Annotated in this window: 22 protein-coding genes; 11 read left to right on the top strand and 11 right to left on the bottom strand. The window is 62.1% G+C overall.

Annotated elements, in window-relative coordinates; all coding sequences use genetic code 11:
* Nucleotides 1-48 precede the first annotated feature (48 nt).
* Nucleotides 49-1,452 carry a S8 family peptidase gene (locus DH08_RS01400; protein WP_192177543.1) on the bottom strand — a complete coding sequence of 468 codons (1,404 nt, stop codon included), beginning with the start codon at nt 1,450-1,452 and terminating at the stop codon, nt 49-51.
* Between the two features lie 436 nt (nt 1,453-1,888).
* Here DH08_RS01400 and DH08_RS35745 point away from each other — a divergent pair, with 436 nt between their 5' ends.
* The 7 genes from DH08_RS35745 to DH08_RS01435 all read left to right on the top strand — a co-directional run bounded on the left by DH08_RS35745 (nt 1,889) and on the right by DH08_RS01435 (nt 7,683).
* Nucleotides 1,889-2,533, top strand: a complete 645-nt coding sequence (locus tag DH08_RS35745) for a DUF7868 domain-containing protein (protein WP_210328494.1) — start codon at nt 1,889-1,891, stop codon at nt 2,531-2,533.
* 51 nt (nt 2,534-2,584) lie between these two features.
* Nucleotides 2,585-3,304: a DUF2182 domain-containing protein gene (locus DH08_RS01410; protein WP_192177545.1), complete on the top strand. Its 720-nt coding sequence runs from the start codon at nt 2,585-2,587 to the stop codon at nt 3,302-3,304.
* Nucleotides 3,305-3,754: 450 nt separating this feature from the next.
* Complete coding sequence (locus DH08_RS01415; protein WP_192177546.1) at nt 3,755-4,393, top strand: PAS domain-containing protein; 639 nt, start codon at nt 3,755-3,757, stop codon at nt 4,391-4,393.
* Nucleotides 4,394-4,521: 128 nt separating this feature from the next.
* Nucleotides 4,522-5,139 (top strand): PilZ domain-containing protein, encoded by a 618-nt coding sequence (locus tag DH08_RS01420; RefSeq protein ID WP_192177547.1) that lies wholly within the window; start codon nt 4,522-4,524, stop codon nt 5,137-5,139.
* 270 nt (nt 5,140-5,409) lie between these two features.
* Entirely contained in the window at nt 5,410-6,015 is a 606-nt protein-coding gene (locus DH08_RS01425) for a transglutaminase-like cysteine peptidase (protein ID WP_192177548.1), read from the top strand.
* A gap of 356 nt (nt 6,016-6,371) precedes the next feature.
* Nucleotides 6,372-7,121, top strand: a complete 750-nt coding sequence (locus DH08_RS01430) for an NYN domain-containing protein (RefSeq protein ID WP_192177549.1) — start codon at nt 6,372-6,374, stop codon at nt 7,119-7,121.
* A 7-nt stretch (nt 7,122-7,128) separates the two neighbouring features.
* Nucleotides 7,129-7,683 carry an ankyrin repeat domain-containing protein gene (locus tag DH08_RS01435; protein ID WP_192177550.1) on the top strand — a complete coding sequence of 185 codons (555 nt, stop codon included), beginning with the start codon at nt 7,129-7,131 and terminating at the stop codon, nt 7,681-7,683.
* Between the two features lie 58 nt (nt 7,684-7,741).
* Here DH08_RS01435 and DH08_RS01440 read toward each other — a convergent pair whose 3' ends face one another.
* Nucleotides 7,742-8,269, bottom strand: coding sequence for a gamma carbonic anhydrase family protein (locus DH08_RS01440; RefSeq protein ID WP_192177551.1), 528 nt, complete (start codon nt 8,267-8,269; stop codon nt 7,742-7,744).
* An 84-nt stretch (nt 8,270-8,353) separates the two neighbouring features.
* Nucleotides 8,354-8,692 carry a DUF6949 family protein gene (locus DH08_RS01445; RefSeq protein ID WP_192177552.1) on the bottom strand — a complete coding sequence of 113 codons (339 nt, stop codon included), beginning with the start codon at nt 8,690-8,692 and terminating at the stop codon, nt 8,354-8,356.
* A 130-nt stretch (nt 8,693-8,822) separates the two neighbouring features.
* On the opposite strand from DH08_RS01445, the gene DH08_RS01450 reads away from it, so the two are divergent.
* Entirely contained in the window at nt 8,823-9,554 is a 732-nt protein-coding gene (locus DH08_RS01450) for a hypothetical protein (RefSeq protein WP_192177553.1), read from the top strand.
* 80 nt (nt 9,555-9,634) lie between these two features.
* Here the strand turns inward: DH08_RS01450 and DH08_RS01455 are convergent, their stop codons facing one another.
* A complete protein-coding gene (locus DH08_RS01455) occupies nt 9,635-9,838 on the bottom strand; it encodes a DUF3126 family protein (RefSeq protein WP_027166457.1) in 204 nt (67 codons plus the stop codon).
* A 151-nt stretch (nt 9,839-9,989) separates the two neighbouring features.
* Nucleotides 9,990-10,838, bottom strand: a complete 849-nt coding sequence (cysE, locus tag DH08_RS01460; RefSeq protein WP_006200853.1) for a serine O-acetyltransferase — start codon at nt 10,836-10,838, stop codon at nt 9,990-9,992.
* 123 nt (nt 10,839-10,961) lie between these two features.
* On the opposite strand from cysE, the gene DH08_RS01465 reads away from it, so the two are divergent.
* Nucleotides 10,962-11,570, top strand: coding sequence for an HD domain-containing protein (locus DH08_RS01465; RefSeq protein ID WP_192177737.1), 609 nt, complete (start codon nt 10,962-10,964; stop codon nt 11,568-11,570).
* Here the strand turns inward: DH08_RS01465 and DH08_RS01470 are convergent.
* The 4 genes from DH08_RS01470 to DH08_RS01485 all read right to left on the bottom strand — a co-directional run bounded on the left by DH08_RS01470 (nt 11,567) and on the right by DH08_RS01485 (nt 14,254).
* On the bottom strand, nt 11,567-12,067 hold the full coding sequence (locus tag DH08_RS01470; protein WP_192177554.1) for a GNAT family N-acetyltransferase: 501 nt from the start codon (nt 12,065-12,067) through the stop codon (nt 11,567-11,569). The two genes, DH08_RS01465 and DH08_RS01470, sit on opposite strands and share 4 nt — an antisense overlap.
* Before the next feature lie 60 nt (nt 12,068-12,127).
* Nucleotides 12,128-12,895, bottom strand: a complete 768-nt coding sequence (locus DH08_RS01475; RefSeq protein WP_192177555.1) for an alpha/beta fold hydrolase — start codon at nt 12,893-12,895, stop codon at nt 12,128-12,130.
* A gap of 16 nt (nt 12,896-12,911) precedes the next feature.
* Nucleotides 12,912-13,475 (bottom strand): DUF192 domain-containing protein, encoded by a 564-nt coding sequence (locus DH08_RS01480; RefSeq protein WP_192177556.1) that lies wholly within the window; start codon nt 13,473-13,475, stop codon nt 12,912-12,914.
* Nucleotides 13,476-13,657: 182 nt separating this feature from the next.
* On the bottom strand, nt 13,658-14,254 hold the full coding sequence (locus DH08_RS01485; RefSeq protein WP_006200859.1) for a cold-shock protein: 597 nt from the start codon (nt 14,252-14,254) through the stop codon (nt 13,658-13,660).
* Nucleotides 14,255-14,469: 215 nt separating this feature from the next.
* On the opposite strand from DH08_RS01485, the gene gloA reads away from it, so the two are divergent.
* A complete protein-coding gene (gloA, locus tag DH08_RS01490; protein WP_192177557.1) occupies nt 14,470-14,910 on the top strand; it encodes a lactoylglutathione lyase in 441 nt (146 codons plus the stop codon).
* Between the two features lie 158 nt (nt 14,911-15,068).
* Complete coding sequence (locus tag DH08_RS01495) at nt 15,069-15,362, top strand: DUF2218 domain-containing protein (protein ID WP_192177558.1); 294 nt, start codon at nt 15,069-15,071, stop codon at nt 15,360-15,362.
* Between the two features lie 3 nt (nt 15,363-15,365).
* Here the strand turns inward: DH08_RS01495 and DH08_RS01500 are convergent, their stop codons facing one another.
* Together DH08_RS01500 and ilvA are read right to left on the bottom strand one after the other, a co-directional pair.
* Entirely contained in the window at nt 15,366-15,923 is a 558-nt protein-coding gene (locus DH08_RS01500; protein WP_192177559.1) for a DUF1697 domain-containing protein, read from the bottom strand.
* A gap of 10 nt (nt 15,924-15,933) precedes the next feature.
* Entirely contained in the window at nt 15,934-17,190 is a 1,257-nt protein-coding gene (ilvA, locus tag DH08_RS01505) for a threonine ammonia-lyase IlvA (protein WP_192177560.1), read from the bottom strand.
* Nucleotides 17,191-17,196 lie beyond the last annotated feature (6 nt).

Below are 17,196 nucleotides of genomic sequence, written 5' to 3' on the forward strand. Positions count from 1 at the left end.
CGGATGCCACGCTGCAGCACCACGCATCCATTTGGGACGCGCAAAGGACTAAATTCTGGCAGCCGCAACTTTCTTGCCCGTCGATTTGGTCGCGCGTCTGGTGACCGGCTTTGCTTTGGCGACCTTCCGCCGCGAAGCCACTGCGACTGCCGGGCCTTTCACTGGCAAAGGCGAACCCGTCAGCAACTGGAAGGCGCGCCGCACGTCGGGCAGCCCTCGGTTGCCGCGTGCCTTCAGCATGCCCGCCGGCAATGTGCAGGAGCCGATGATCGCCTGCTCGATCTGGTCGATGCTCGCTGCCGGCCTTGCCTGCTTGAGCAGCACGGCCAGCCCCGCGACATGCGGCGTCGCCATGGACGTGCCGTCCATTTCGGCAAACTTTCCGCCTGGGATGCAGGACAGGATCCCGACCCCAGGCGCCACCAGATCGGGCACCAGCGGATCCGCCGGCCGGTCGAATTTCTGACTGCTCGAGAACGACGCCACCGCGTCCGCCTGATCCATTGCCCCTACGGAAAGGACATTGTCATAATTGCCGGGGGAACGGCTGGTCATCGGCCCTTCATTGCCGACCGCGAAAACCGGCAGCACGCCGCCAGCACGCAGCGCATTGATGATCTGCTGGAATGCGGGCGTAAAGCCCCGCAAGCCCAGCGACATGCTGAGAATGGGACACTTCTTTTCGATAATCCAATCCATCCCGGACAAAATCCGGTCGATCACCTGGCCGCCTTCGATCACCATGGCGCTGGCAATCTGCGCTCCCGGCGCAACGCCGAAGGCACCCTTCTCTCCCGCCCGTCCGACTATGGTGCCGGCCGTGTGGGTGCCGTGCTCGTCGCTGTCATGCGGCTTGGCGTCGGGGACCTTGTCGCCTGCCAGGTCGAACTCGGCGAAATCGAAGATGGCCCCCTTGAGCGACGGATGGTTGCCGTCGATGCCCGTATCGAGATGGCCAACGACGACACCCTTGCCGTCGAACCCTGCATTCCACATATCCTCCACGCCCAGCCGGCGCAGCCCCCAGCTCACCGTTTTCCTGGGCCGAGCCGGCCTGATGCTCGTCGGTCGGATGAGGCTCAATTCCGGCGCCTTGACGATGCTCCCCGCAGTCGGACTCGTCTCGAGGGCAGCCATGCCGGCTGCATCGACAAAGCCCGTGGCGAGACCCAGATGTGGATAGACGCGCATGCGGCGCGTGGCCGGATCCACGGCGCGCCGGAAGTTGCGGCTGGCGGAAGCCCGGGCGTCGAGCGCCAGGCTTTCCTGCTGTGCTTCGCTGGGGACGATAAAGTGATCCTGCAATTGCGCTTCGGCGTCCCGAGACGCTGAACTGTCGACGCCGCCTCGCGCCGCCGCAAGACCGACCCCGAGCCCAACCGGGGTCAGTGTTACGATGACCTTCGCGTAACCGACCGACGCGATGGTTTCTGCGATGTCCTGATTGGCCATGATGTCCTCCCGTCTATGGTTTCAAGCTCCATTGCACTGCTGCCCATGCGCCGACGCCAGCCATGGCGGACCGGGTCGAAACCGGCCGCCTTGCCGAAGCAGATGCCGGGGACCGTGGTCGACGATTGTTTTGTGGAGGCGCCCGCTTATTTCGATTTTGAAAATTCGGCGGCATTGCAAACATTTCGATGCTTGTCTTGCTTTCGATGTTTGTCCTGCGCCATCGGCCATCTTAGTTTGCCGATCCCTCATGCTCTGTGAAATTACTCACATAGGAAAATATTTATCGAAGCAACGGTGACTCCACTTGTACATCAATGCTTTGGGGACATAACGTCGAGCAAATAATTCATCGGCCATGTTTGAGGGAGGCGATCATGCAGTACATGCGTAAGAACGTCTGGGAACTCGGCAATGACTGGGCCGCGCCGATCGTGTGGTACGCACGAGGTGTTGCAGCGATGAAGTCGCGAGCGCTCGCCAAGCCGACGAGCTGGCGTTTCTATGGTGCCATCCACGGCATCGACCGGTCGCTCTGGAAACAGCTCGGCTATCTGAGTTCGTCCGTCCCGCTGCCCAGCAGCGCCTGGCGAGCGGGAAGAATGTCGAGCTGGTCGGCGCCAATCGCAAGGCGCTGCCGATCAGCGGCGACGAAGCCAGCACATCCGTGCAGCTCGATGCAGGCATGCGCAGCAAGGTGTCGGCGAGCCTTACCGAGGCAGCCACGACCGGCGAGCCCGACCGCGTATTCCTCAACCTCGAAAATGTCCGCGGCCTATCCGACGCTACTGCATTCCACGTCTATGTCGCGCTGCCCAAGGGGGCTGATCCCGCCAAATATCCCGAACGGCTGGCGGGCAGCATCGCTTTGTTTGGTGTTCGTAAGGCGAGCCTTACGGACGAAGAGCACGCAGGAAAAGGCCTGACCTTCGTGCTGGTAACAAAAATCGTCGACGCGCTGCATCTCGACAATGCGCTCGACGTCAGCGCGCTCGACGTTCGCATCGTGCCGGTGAAGCCAGTCCCCAAGAAGGCGAAGATCAGCATCGGGCGCATCAGCATCTTCCGCCAGGGCGTTTGAGCGGAGCTCCGGCGATGACGCCAGCCGGCCGGAAGCGACATCCAGGCGCCGATGCTGTCGATCAGCATGCTTGCCTGGATCGTCGTTGCGATGGAGGCGACGGGGATGACGCTTCCCGCCTTCTGTTCGGCCGGAGCGCTGTGGGCCGCGCCTTCCGCCGCTTCGCTCGACCTGGTGCTGGCGCTCAACCCGCCAGCATCGCTCGCCGGCAGCTGGGCGCTGATGCTTGCGGCCATGATGGCGCCCTTGCTGATCGCGCCGGTGCGCCACATCCGCGATCGCTGCTTCCCGCGACGCCGTGCGCGTGCCGTAGCGCTCTTCGTTGCCGGCTATGCCGCAAGCTGGATGGTTGCGGGCGCAGTGCTGCTGTCCTTGGCCTTCGCGGTTGGGCTGACCGCTCCGGCATCTTGGCTGCCGCTCACGGCAGCGGCAATTCTTGCCCTTGTTTGGCAGATTTCGCCCGCCAAGCAGATTTGTCTCAATCGATGCCACGTCCGGCCGGAGCTGGCCGCGTTCGGGCCGGCGGCCGATCTCGACGCGATCCATTTCGGTGCGGCGCACGGCGTCTGGTGTGTCGGCTCATGCTGGACATTGATGCTGTTGCCCTTGCTGGTTGCGTATGGGCATATCGCCGCCATGGCCGCGGTCGCGCTGTGGCTTTTCGCCGAGCGTCTCGACCGGCCGGTGCCACCGCGCTGGAGCTGGCGCGGCCCGGGCAAGGCCATCCGCATTGCGGTTGCGCAAATAGGGATGCGACCGCCGCGCAGCTAAAGCAATTCCGGCAAAAGTGCGTAGCGGTTTTCCGTCCGGAATCGCGTCAAAACAAAAGGATAGAGCGGTTCTGCGTTTCCGTGAAACGGTGAATCGCTCCAGCAGATCGCACGGCGGCGAATCGCCGGAACGAATCATCCGGCGCGAATCAAAAAAGAAGCCGTTCAAGGTCCCCCCTTGAACGGCTGGTCGAGTCCCCTGCTCCCCTGAACTCTTGACTGAAGTGCTGCCGATCGTTGCGAAACGACCGTTTTTGGAGTGGTTTTGGTGTGCCACAGCCGCCGCCGGACAGCAACGTAAACCACTTGTTAACCTTAACGTCCCCGACCCGTGAACAAGTGTTAACGATGCTGGCACGCATCCTGCAACGCAACGCATGTAGTCATCGGAGGGCGCCCTGTCTGTTCGCCGATGGGACATGAAAAGACAGATTGCGCGGAAGAGCACAAAATGAACCAGAACGGATCGATCACGCTGTTCCATTATTGGAACCGGCTGCGTGATGGGCGCTCCGCCCCGAAGCGTTCGGAAGTGGAGCCTGCCGACATCAAATCGCTGCTTGCCGACACGTTCATCCTCGAAAGGGATACGCGCGGCGAAGCGGTGTTCCGGCTTGCCGGCACCAGGCTTTGCGCCGGATATGGCCGTGAACTCAAGGGGTTCTCCTTTCCCTCCCTGTGGCGCGAGAAGGACCAGCGGCTCGTCGCGCGGCTGGTTCACGGCGTCTTCGACCAGAAGTCGGTGGTGCTCATCACCTATGAGGGTTTTAGCCGCAACGGCCGTTCCAACAAATTCGAACTGCTTGCCCTGCCGCTCGACGGCGGCGTCGAGAATCCGCGCTGCATGGGCGTCATCAGCGCCGCCGAAAGGCCGTTCTGGCTAGGTGCCGATCCGATCACCGATGCACTGATCGATTCGATCCGCGTCGTCGATCCGGACAAGGAGCCGATGTTCCTGAAGAACCGGCCGGCGATCAGCGTTCCCTCGCTTGTCCCCTCCGAATACGACCCGCCCGAAACGATTTCGGCGCTCGGCCGCGCGCGCCGCATCCGCCATCTCGTGGTGTTCGACGGCGGGCGTGGGGAATAGTTCAAATCTGAAGTTTTATCTTAAGGCTGACGGCGGACTTTTCTTCTTTGTTAACCTGCATGGCTGTACTTTTCCGGGTGAAATTCCTCGCATCGACGCGCGGGAATGCCAACGGGGTGTAGGCAGTCATGAGGTCAGCGGCGGTCGACTACGCGCCGTCCCACGCCGAAAGGCGTAACTTTCAGCGCGTCCGGGTCAAGATCTATGGGCGCTTCATGCTGGAAGACCGCACCGAGCACCCGTGCCAAGTGATCGACATGTCGCCTGGCAATGTCGCGTTGCGCACCGACCGCATCGGCATGCCCGGCGAAAAAGTCATCGCCTATATCGACCACATCGGCCGCATCGAAGGCGTCGTCACCCGCACCTCGCAGGACGGCTTCGCCATGACCGTCATTGCCTCGGAGCGCAAGAAGGACAAGCTCGCCGCGCAGCTGACCTGGCTCGCCAACAAGCACGAGCTCGACCTGCCGGAAGACCGCCGCCACGAGCGCGTCGCGCCGCGCAATCCGATGAGCGTGCTCCAGCTTACCGACGGACGCCAGTACCAGTGCCGCATCATCGACCTGTCGCTGTCGGGCGCGGCGATCGAGATCGACGTCAAGCCGGCCATCGGCATCCAGGTCATGCTGGGCACGATGCGCGGCCAGGTGGTGCGTCACTTCGAGGATGGCGTCGCCGTCGAATTCGCCGTCATCCAGCGCCCGGAAACCCTGGACTCCGAATTCAACGCGCCGCGCTCCTGACGAGCGGTAATCCGCCAGACGATTGAACCGGCCCATTGCGGCCGGTTTTTTTGTTGTTCTCACTGACGCCTGCGACCAAAATGACCCACGCTGAGACACGGGTTGCACACCGGCAAAAGCCGGCTCCGGAGAAGGTCCAAGCAATTTTAGATCAAACTAATTCAAATTTTATGTTTATTCTATTGGCGTTTTACTCAATGTCTACTTCGGGTTTTTGCGTCAAATAAATCCGCCTGTGACAAGGTCTCCTCAAACGGGGAGACTAAAACAATGAAGAAGACGAGGGGCAAGCTGTTGCTCATGGCAATGGCGATGCAGCTTTCCGCTTTGGCTACAGCCTATGCAGGGCCGGTCTTCATGCACACGGGCGGCCGCACCACCCAGCCGGTCGGCCACTACGAATTCTGCCAGAAGCTTCCAGGAGAATGCACCGAAAGGACGCCGAGGCAGGCACCGATCGACCTGACCCGCAAGCTCTGGGCGAAGATCGTCAGCATCAACAATTCGGTCAACACCAGGATCACGCCGCGCACCGACATGGAAATGTGGGGCAAGGAAGAGGTCTGGTCCTATCCCGACAGCGGCTTTGGCGACTGCGAGGACTATGCGCTGGAAAAGCGCCGCGAGCTGATGAACATCGGCGTCCCTGCCGGCGACCTCCTGATGACGGTGGCGCGCCAGCCCAATGGCGACGGCCATGCGGTACTCACCGTGCGCACCAGCCTCGGCGAGTTCATCCTCGACAATCTGCAGCTCAAGGTGCTGGCCTGGACCGACACCGACTACACCTACCTGAAGCGCCAATCGACGGAGAATTCGGGCGTTTGGGTGACAATCAACGATGGCCGCGAGGACGCGGTCGCCAGCGTCCGCTGAGGGCGCCAATGCATGTCGCCCAAAAAGTGCGCAGCGGTTTGGGATAACGACATGCATAGAGCAAGAGGTTAAGCGCATCGCATGAATGCGACGCGCCTAGGGAGAAAACCCGGTCGAGTCCCCACCCTCCCCGTCCCCAACGACCGGGTTTTAGGAGCCGGCCCCGTCCCCGGGCCGGCTCCGCCATTTCTGGAGTAAGCTGTCGAAATTCTGATCGAAGATACGGTTTCAATAGCTCAGATTTCTGTTTGCGGCCCGCCTCTGCTACAACAGCAAGTAGCGCGAACCGGGTCCGGCCATGGTTTCTCCGGCCAGAGTTCGAAATCCGAGAGTGCGCCAGCCGCGAGAAGTCCTGCATGCCGACCGAACCCCGATCACCGCGCTTGGCGGTGCTTATCGACGCTGATAACGCTTCCGCCAAGATTGTCGACGGCCTGTTCGAGGAGATCGCCAAGATCGGCGAGGCCAGCGTCCGCCGCATCTATGGTGACTTCGCAAATGCCCGGTCGAAGGGATGGGCTGACGTTTTGTCGAAGCACGCGATCATTCCGCAGCAGCAGTTTGCTTACACCACTGGGAAGAACGCTTCCGATATCACACTCGTGATCGACGCGATGGACCTGCTTCACAGTGGTCGCTTCGACGGCTTCTGTCTGGTCTCTTCCGACAGTGACTTCACCCGGCTTGCCGCACGCATACGTGAACAAGGCGTTGATGTGTTCGGGTTTGGGGAGCAGAAAACCCCGGAGAGTTTCCGGCAGGCATGTCGCCGTTTCGTCTATACCGAAAACCTTCTCCGCGGCGCTGAGGATAGTCAGGATGCTGCGCCGGCTAGAAAGCCACTTGAGGTGCCGAGCGCCGCGACGCCCATACTGCGGAAGGTCATCGGCCAGATGGAAAGCGAAGATGGCTGGGTGCTTCTAGGCACCTTCGGCAAGCAGCTTTTAAACCTCTTCTCCGACTTCGACCCTCGCACCTACGGCTTCAGCAAACTTAGCGACCTGGTGAGGAATACAGCCGCATTCGATATTGAAAATCCCAAAGGTGGGGCCATGCGAATACGGATCAAAGCTGCAGCGAAAAAAGGGAAAAGCAAATCCGAGTGACGCCGTCATGCTGGAAATCCCGGAAGACCGATGCGAGCGCCACAGGCTGTTCAAGGCCATCGACGATGCCTTCAAGGCCGGTGACTTCGAGGGCCTTGCCAAGGCCCTCGGCGGCTCGTCGCGCTGGTACGACGAGGCGATGCCATTCGAGCTCGGCCTCGGCCATCCGCTGGAATATGCGATCTACTGGAGTTCATCTCCCTTCATCTCGACCTTGCTCGATGCGGGTTCGAATCCGAACTACGGGGACCACGCCGGATTTCCTTCGATCATCGCGGCACTGTCCACCGAGCGGACGGACAAGCTCGAAATCATCCGCATCCTGATCGACCACGGCGCGGACGCCAACATGCGGGGCGTCAACGACTGGACGCCGCTCCACTATGCGGTGGCCATGCGCGACGCAGAGGCGATCCGCCTGCTTCTGGCGGCGGGCGCCGACCCCTCGCTCAAATCCCGCATCGATGACTATACGACAGCCCTAGCGGAAGCCGATGCGGCCGGCTTCGAAGCCGGCGCTTCATTGCTGCGTGATGCGATGCGCAGGCGCGGTTCCGATTGATGCTCGATCGTGGTGCGCAACCATAGTGGAAGAGCCGAAGACCTATCCGGATTTTACCTCAGGCCTTCTTCAGCCCTTCCTTGAACCGCTTGCCGTTGGCGACATAGTGTGCGGCCGAGCCGCGAAACCTGGCGATCGCTGCTTCGTCCAGTTCCCTCACCACCTTCGCGGGCGAGCCGACGATCAGCGAATTGTCGGGGAACTCCTTGCCTTCTGTCACCAGGGCGCCGGCGCCGACCAGCGAATTCCTGCCGACCCTCGCCCCATTGAGCACGATCGCGCCCATGCCGATCAGGCTGTTGTCGCCGATCGTGCAGCCATGCAGCAGCGCGCGGTGGCCGATCGTGCAGCCCTCGCCGATGGTCAGCGGAAAGCCGGGATCGGTGTGCATGACCGTATGTTCCTGCACATTGGTCTCGGCGCCGATGACGATCGGCTCATTGTCGCCCCGGATGACGACACCGAACCAGAAGCCGGCATTGCGGCCGACCCTGATGTCACCGATCAGCGTCGCGTCCGGCGCGATCCAGTTGCTGTCGGCGTCCTCGAAGCTGGGGGCTTTCCCGTCGATCGCATAGGCCGGCATCTCGTCTCCGAATCGTCTCGAGCCACGTAGTCGTTCGAGACTAGAGCAATTCCAGGAAAAGTGCCTAGCGGGCCAGCCATCCTATCAAAAGCTGAACTGCTCCAAGGGCGTGTTCGCCCACGACGCAATTGCGATCAGAACAACGCCCAGCGCCAGCGCCCAGGCGATGGCCGTGCAGCCGCAGGAGATCAGCGCCAGGGTCGAGATGCGGCCTTGCCTGCGGGCATCCAGGGCATCGTTGACCAGCATGAACGGCCCGGCGCAAGCCGTCGCGGCCAGCGAGCGCAGGACATGCGTCGGTGAGACATAGGGTTCGGCAAAGGCAAGCCGGCGACCCGACATCAGCTCCATCGCCGATCCAGCCAGGCCGCATGCGGTCAGGCCGACCGCAAAAGCAAACAGAACGAGCTCCACGGGGCCCATCTTTACCTCCCGTTTACCATGAAACCGCACAGTCGGTTTCGAAACGGGCGCTGCAAGAGCCATGCCGCGCCATGTGTGCCGCCCCAGGACACCTGCGGGAGAGTTACAGGCGACGACATCGGGGATTGCGATGAAGCAGGCAGCGGCCGCTAACTGTCCGGAATTCGACATCGTCGATTCCACGCTGATGAAGCGGGTGTTCTATATTTTCGCGGCGCTGGCGCTGTTGTCGGTGGTGATCAGCCTGGGCGGCAAATGGCTTGGCCGCTCGATCGCCATGGCCGGCTACACCGACGACACGACGATCCATGAGGTGGTGATCGGCAACAATGTCATCGCCGTGCCGGCAAACATGATCCGGTTCGAGCAGGCGCGGCGTGACGGCATCGCCTCGCGGCTCGACCTCTATCTGCGATATCCCGAGATGGACGGCTACAGCGCCGCCGCCCGCGACGACTTCAATCACACCGGATCGAGCAGGGACATCGTCTTCCTGTCGTTCGAGCAACAGATGATGTCGCGTGACATGAGCGGCCGCTTCACCCCGATCTACAGCGCCTTGATCGCTCAGCCGGGCACAGCGGGACCAGGCGGCACGACGCTTTATCGCTTCACCGAAAAATCAGGCTACCTCAACGAGCTGCTTGCGGTCGCCAAGCGCCCAGGCAAGGACCCGTTCGTCGCGCGTTGCCTGAGCGGACCGACTGCCGAGGAATCGCTGGCGCCCTGCGAGCGCGACATCCATGTCGGCGACGGCCTCAGTCTCACCTATCGCTTTCCGCGGGAGTTTCTCGGCGACTGGCAGGCGCTTGATGCCGCGATTGCCGCCCAGACCGCGCATGCGCTGAAGACAGGGCGCTAAAGCCCTTCGTTGCCTATTCACAAATGCAAACGGCTGGCCGGGCCGCATCGCTGCAGCACCGACCAGCCGCGAATTCAGGCTCAGGCCAGATCGATGTCGAGGATCGCCATCGAGAAATTGTAGTCGCCATCATCCTCGTCCTTGAAGACGATGCCGAGGAATTCGTCGCCGACATAGACCTCGGCCGAATCCTCCTTGCGCGGACGCGCCTTCACCTGGAGCTTGGGATTCTGGAAGACGCGCTTGAAATAGGCGTCCAGTTTTCTGATTTCGTCCGGCTTCAAAAGTCTTCTCCGAAATGTCGGGCTTGTTCGTTGGAACGCGCTTCTGACACGCAGACGATGGCGATGTAAAGGCAAGCCGTAGGGATATGACGCGGGAACTGAGCGGCCGAAGCAGGCACCCGGAATCCGGCTGCCCACTCGGACGCGAAAATCAGATGTCGAAGCTGACGACGTGGTCCATCGTCTGCGACGGCAGAAGCTGGTCCATCTGCCGCGAAGGCTGATCGCAACCGGTCTCGCCGACGACGCGCGCCGGCACGCCGGCAACCGTCTTGTTGTGCGGCACCGGCGACAGCACCACCGAGCCCGCCGCGATCTTCGAGCAATGGCCGACTTCGATGTTGCCGAGGATCTTGGCGCCGGCGCCGATGAGCACGCCACGGCGGATCTTCGGATGACGGTCGCCGCCGGCCTTGCCGGTGCCGCCGAGCGTCACGCCGTGCAGGATCGACACGTCGTCCTCGATCACCGCGGTCTCGCCGACGACGAGGCCGGTGGCATGATCGATGAAGATGCCCTTGCCGATGCGGGCGGCCGGATTGATGTCGGTCTGGAACACCGAGGACGAGCGGCTCTGCAGATAGAGCGCGAAATCCCTGCGGCCCTGGTTCCACAGCCAATGCGCCAGCCTATGGGTCTGGATGGCATGAAAACCCTTGAAATAGAGCACCGGCATGATGAAGCGGTCGCAGGCCGGATCGCGATCGTAATAGGCCTGGATATCGACGCGCACCGTCGTCGGCCAGTCCTTGTCGTCGGCCAGCATCGACTTGAAGGTCTGGCGAATGAGGTCTGAGCCGACGTCCTGATGGTCGAGGCGCTCGGCCAACCGGTGGATGACCGCTTCCTCCAGGCTTTCCTGATTGAGGATGGTGGAATAGAGGAACGCCGCCAGCAGCGGATCGCGGTTGACCGCTTCCATCGCCTCATCGCGGATCGAGCGCCAGATCGGATCGACCGGCTGAACCACACTGGGACGGGCAATCGTAATGCTGTTCATCGACGGTCTCCGGCCTGCCGGCTATTCTCCGGCCGCACATATAAGCCAGATCGTAGCAGGATTGAACTCAATTTTCCTTAGTGCTCTGTCAAATGGATTTGGTTCATGGAAAATCAAGCAGCCATGGAAAACGAACCCTTGATCGACGAGCCGCTGAAACGCGCGCTTTCCGCGCTCTATCAGGCGCCGGATCGGCACTACCACAACCTCGCCCATATCGAGGCGATGCTGGCGCTGGCCAGGCACTGTCGCGCCTCGCTACACGACCCTGGGGCCGTCGAAGCAGCGATCTGGTTCCACGACGCAATCTATGACAGCCGGACCAAGGACAACGAGGCCAGGAGTGCAGTGCTTGCCGAGGAAAAACTCGCTGGCCGCACCGATCCGGAACGTCTTGGCCGTGTCGCCACGATGATCGTCGCCACCGCCACGCACGAACTGCCCAGCCTTCAAAGGCTTGGCGACGAGCACTTCATCCGCGACGCGGCGCTGTTCCTCGACATGGACCTTTCGATCCTCGGTGCCGCACCGGAGGCGTTCGACGCCTATGAACAGGCGGTCCGTCGCGAATATGGCTGGGTCGAGGAACCGATGTGGCGGGCCGGTCGCAGCGCGGTGCTGAAGAATTTCCTCGCCCGCCCGCATATCTATCACACCGAGGAATTCCGGCAGCGGTTCGAACCGCAAGCCCGGCGCAACATGGCGCGATCGATCGCAGCGCTCGAACCCTAATCCGGAAACGTCTCCATGCGTTGCGCATAGGGTTTGAAGCCGGCGCGCCTGTACATCTCTTGCGCTCCGGGATGGTCGAAGGTGTCGGTGTGCAGCCAGAGCCTTCTGGGCCGATGCGACCAGGCGGCGCGAAGCGATCGGTCGAGCAGGAACGGACCGAGCTTGCGGCCCTGAAATCTGGGGATGAGCCCGAAATGGGTCAGCTCGACGTCCGCCTGGCCGACGCCGTTGAATTCGCACAGACCGGCGGCCTCGCCATCCACACGCAGGACATGGATATGCGTCGATGCAAGCGCGAGCAGCCGCTCGAGCTCGCCTGAACCCATGCGCAGCCGCTGGTCCCACTGCACAGGCTCGCCGACGGCGCGGTAGAGGCTGACAAAGCCGGCGATATCGAGCGTTTCGTGCGCGACCATCGCACCCGCCGCGGGAGCCGCAAAGGCGTCGCCGGACGGCGGCGCGATCATCTCCATGTAGGTGACGAGAAGGTCGACCATGGCAATTCTGGTTCGAAGCTGAAGGGTACGGCGCCGGATGACATCGGGGCCGCCGCTGCTTCAAAGGGGGTTTTCGGCGTAAAACTCCAGCACGCGCTGTTTGAAGCTCTTGTCGCCGACCGCCAGCATATGGTCGCGGCCCTCGATGTGAAAAGCCCTGGCGTTCGGCATCAGCGCCGCCAGTTCGTCCGGTGAACCGCCAATGTCGTCCTTCGTTCCAACGGCGACCAGGGTCGGCTGGGCAATGCGCGCCATGTCGCCCTCGCTGAGCAATTCGCGTGACGTGGCGATGCAGGCGGCCAGTGCCCGGCGGTCACTGCGCGTCTGGTCGGCGAAGGCGCGGAACGAGCGGCCACGCGGATGGGTCGTGGCATCGGGATCGTCCGCAAGCAATGCTGCGGCGATCGGATCCCAGTCGCCGACGCCGTCGACCATGCCGATGCCGAGACCCCCGAACACCAGCGTCGCCACCTTGTCCGGGTCGGACAATGCCAAGAATGCAGAAATACGCGCGCCCATCGAATAGCCCATGACATGCACGCGCTCGATGCCGAGATGGTCGAGCAGCGCTGCCCCGTCCGAGGCCATTTTTGCGGGCGTATAATCGGCCTCGTTGTAGCTCTTCGACGACGAACCGTGGCCGCGATTGTCGAAAGCGATTGCGCGGTAGCCGGCATCGTTCAGCGTCTTGAACCAGCCGGGCGACACCCAGTTGACATAATGGCTGGAGGCAAAGCCGTGGATCATCAGCACCGGATCGCCATCGCCCGACGCCGGCTGGCGATCGAGGAACGCAAGATCGAGGCCGTCATGGGAAAGAAACTGCATCGGCAATCCGAAATGCTCAGTTGGAATCGATGTTCGGCGCGTCGCCCTTGTCCGCCGGCGGCATCGCGGACCCGGGTTCGGTGCCGATTGCCGGGTGGCGCAGCAGGTCGCCATACGCGATGCCGTCCTTGGCGGCGGTGCCCGCCTTGAGTTCGAGCACGAAGCGCACCGGCAGGCCGGACGAGATGACCGCCTCGGATTCCGGTTCGCCTCGCTTGATCGAGCGGACCTTGCCGTCCTGGCCGACAAAGATCAGGTCAAGCGGCATCGGTGTGTTCTTCATCCAGAAGGTCAGCGGCCCGGAGCTCTCGAACACGAACAGCATGCCGTGGTCGTCGGCCATCTCCTTGCGGAACATCAGGCCGGCCTCGCGCTCGTCGGACGTATCGGCGATTTCAATGGAAAAAGAGCGCTCGCCCGACTTCGTCACCGCGACCAGCGGCATCGGATCGACGGGCAGGATCATTGCCTGGCCGTCCGCCGCAGTCGGCTGCTGCGAATAGAAATAGGCACTCGCTGCCGCGGCGAAAGCCAAGGCGGCGCACATCGCGCCCGCTGTCAGCCAGTTCCTGGGAGCCATACATTTTCCTCGGCCGGAATTCGTCCCGGGCCATAATCCAGAACTTCGGTTCGGAAAAGGTGATGGTCAAGTAAAAGATAGACCCCATCCCGCTTCAACCGGGATGGATCAGGCTCCAAGGTGTGTTGAGATTCAGGTCAGGCCGAGCAGCCATTTGCAGGCCGGCTGAATATCAACACTCCTCAGTGCGAGACCGGCAACGTGCCCACATCCGGGTGGATTTCGGCGGCCATAAGGCCCTTGTCGCCGCGGCCGAAGCGGACCAGAACGACCTGACCGGGCCTGAGCTCGGTGATGCCGTAGCGGCGCAACGTCTCCATATGGACGAAAATGTCCTCAGTACCTTCGCCGCGGGTCAGGAAGCCGAATCCCTTGGTGCGGTTGAACCACTTCACCAGCGCCCGTTCGAGGCCGCTTTCGGGCGTCACCGTGATGTGGGTGCGCTGCTCCTGCATCTCCGCAGGATGGACCGCCGTGCTGGCATCCATGGACAGCACCCGGAAAGCCTGCAGGCCGCGCTCGCCCTGCTTGACGAGGCAGACGACGCGCGCGCCTTCCAGAGCGGTCTGGAACCCGTCCTTTCGAAGGCATGTCACATGGAGGAGGATGTCGCCGGATACACCATCATCCGGAAGAATGAACCCGTAGCCCTTGGCCACGTCAAACCACTTGATGGCACCGGCGATTTCGACAAGATCGGCGGTGTCGCCGCCACTGTCTCGCGTCAAGGCGTCGTCAAGGCTTCCGTCCCGCCCCGTGAAAGAGGCCTTTTCCCCCATAAGAACGCCCCCTTTTTTCAAGAACACCACAACTGATTCTTGACATCAGATTAACACCGGGGATTCCGGTCTGTGCAAGGCCTGACGTGCCTTTTTTCACGGTTCAATACAGGAAAACCGGATTTGTCGTTTGCCGGCGCGTCCGGATGCGGCAATTGCCCTTTGGCCGGGCGGCCCCTATGTTGCGCCGCACCCCAACATATCGAGGAAATCACATGCGCTATCTGCACACCATGGTTCGCGTCGCCGACGTCGATGCATCGCTCGATTTCTACTGCAACAAGCTCGGCATGAAGGAAGTGCGCCGCCACGAAAATGAGCAGGGGCGTTTCACGCTGATCTTCCTTGCCGCGTCCGAGGACGAGCAGAGCGGCATTGCCGACAAGGCGCCGCTGATCGAACTGACCTACAATTGGGATCCGGAGGAATACAAGGGCGGCCGCAATTTCGGCCACCTCGCCTATGAGGTCGACGACATCTATGCCACCTGCCAGCATCTGATGGACAATGGCGTCGTCATCAACCGGCCGCCGCGCGACGGCAACATGGCCTTCGTCAAGTCGCCGGACGGCATCTCGTTCGAGCTGCTGCAGAAGGGCCCGGCCAAGCCCAAGGCCGAGCCCTGGGCTTCGATGCCGAACACCGGAAGCTGGTAGCCGATCACATTATCTTGAGCGGGTACCGCCGGACGGAGACGCCCGGCGGCCTTTGCGGTTTCGCATAACGGCACCTATGTACCCGGCTGTCGCGCCAGCTTAGCAAGGCTGGCACCCTGTCAAGCCATGGGCGCCTGCCCTCCCCGGAGAACTCATACATGCCGACCAGCCGCGCCGACGTCGCCACCGAACATGCCAGCCGTTACCTGCAGCAGCTTTGCAAGCATTGGGCGCACAAATTCCCAGTCGAGTTCGACCCGACCCACGGCACCATCGACCTCTCCATGGGCCGCACCGTCATGGACGCCGATGCAACCGCCCTCCACATCGCGGTGACATCGGATGAGACCGGTTCGCTCGAGCGCCTGGAAGCAGTCGTCGCCGACCACATCAAGCGCTTCGCCTTCCGTGAAGAACTGACTTTCGACTGGAAACAGGCTCCGGCGGCCTAGTGGTCAGCTGTCCGCCCCGCCGGCCATCTCCAGCAGCGCCAGCACCGAGCGCCAGTTGCGCGCGGTGCCGGGCACTTTGAGGGTGCGTGGGATCAGTCCGGCAAACACTGATTTGCCGAGCCCGTTCGGTGCATACAGGTAGAGCACGTCGCCCTTGATCTCGAAGCTTTCCGGACCGGTGCATTTGTCGGTAAGCCGTGCGATCTCCTCGGCGGTCGGCTCGCGCTCCAGCACATAGGCATGGAGCTTGGTCGGATCGCCGGCGACCTGCGGATAGGGGTTTTCCTTCACCAGCCGCTCGAACCAGCCGAGGTCGCGCACCATGATGCGCGAGTAGAAGCCCCATTTCTTCTCGAAGGCTGCTTCCAGCTGTTTGGTCAGGCTGGCCGCGTCGCCCTTCCTCGCCCGGAAGACGGCGTTGCCGCTCTGCACATAGGTGGCGACACCGGAAAAGCCGAGTTCCTCGAAGAAGGCTCGCAACTCCGCCATCTTGACGATGCGGTTGCCGCCGACATTGATGCCGGAAAACAGCGCGACGAAAACCGTCCCTTTTTCGCTCATTCTGGCTCGCTCATATGATGAACCCGGCAAGCGTCTCGTTGTCGGTGATGTCTTGATACTGGACATCCTCGGTGTCGAAATTGGCCTTGAGCAAATCGAAATTGCGCCGGTCCTTGGTTTCGATGCCGATCAGCACCGAACCGAAATTGCGCGCCGATTTCTTCAGATATTCGAAGCGGGCGATGTCGTCGTCAGGCCCAAGCATTTCGAGGAAGTCGCGCAACGCGCCGGGCCGCTGCGGGAAGCGGATGATGAAGTATTTCTTCAGCCCCTCGAAGCGCAGCGCCCGCTCTTTGACGTCGGGCAGCCGCTCGAAATCGAAATTGCCGCCCGAAACCACCGCGACGATGGTCTTGCCCCTGATCTCCTTCCGCGAAAAATCCTTCAGCGCATCGATCGCCAGCGCGCCGGCCGGCTCCAGCACCACGCCTTCGACGTTGAGCATCTCGATCATGGTCGCGCAGAGCCGGTTTTCCGGGATCAGCCGCACGGCATCGGCGGCAAACTCCTTGAGGTGGCGCAGCGGTTCGCGGCCGATCTCGGCGACCGCGGCACCGTCGACGAAATTGTCGACCTTGGCGAGCTTGATCCGCTTTCCGGTGGACAGGCTTTCGCTCAGGCTCGGCGCTCCGGCCGGCTCGCAGAACACGAAGCGCGTGTCGCGGTTCTGGTCGGCGAAGTAATGCGTGACGCCAGCGGCCAGGCCGCCGCCGCCGACCGGCAGCATGATGACGTCGGGCATGCGCGCGCCAGGCATCTGGTCGGCGATCTCATAGGCGACGGTCGCTTGCCCCTCGATGATATCCTTGTGATCGAAAGGCGGCACCATATGCGCGCCCGCACTTTCGGTGAATTCGAAGGCGGCGCGGTAGCAATCGTCAAAGAAGTCGCCGACCAGCCTGATCTCGACGAAGTCGCCGCCGAACAGACGCGTCTTGTCGATCTTCTGCTGCGGTGTCGTCACCGGCATGAACACGACACCCTTCTTGCCGAAATGGCGGCAGACGAAGGCAAAGCCCTGCGCATGATTGCCAGCCGAGGCGCAGACGAAAAGCTCGGCATCGTTGCCGGCGGCGAGAGCCTTGCGGAAAAAGGTGAAGGCGCCGCGGATCTTGTAGGAGCGCACCGGGGTCAGGTCCTCGCGCTTCAGCAGCACCCGCGCCCCGGTCTTCTTTGACAGATAGTCGTTTTCCTGCAGCGGCGTTTCCGGAAAGATCTGGCGGATCGCAGTGGCGGCGGCGGCGACGCGGGAGGAGAAACTGTTCATGGCGCC

The sequence above is a fragment of the Mesorhizobium amorphae genome (genome assembly GCF_014843845.1).
Lineage (GTDB): Bacteria > Pseudomonadota > Alphaproteobacteria > Rhizobiales > Rhizobiaceae > Mesorhizobium > Mesorhizobium amorphae_A.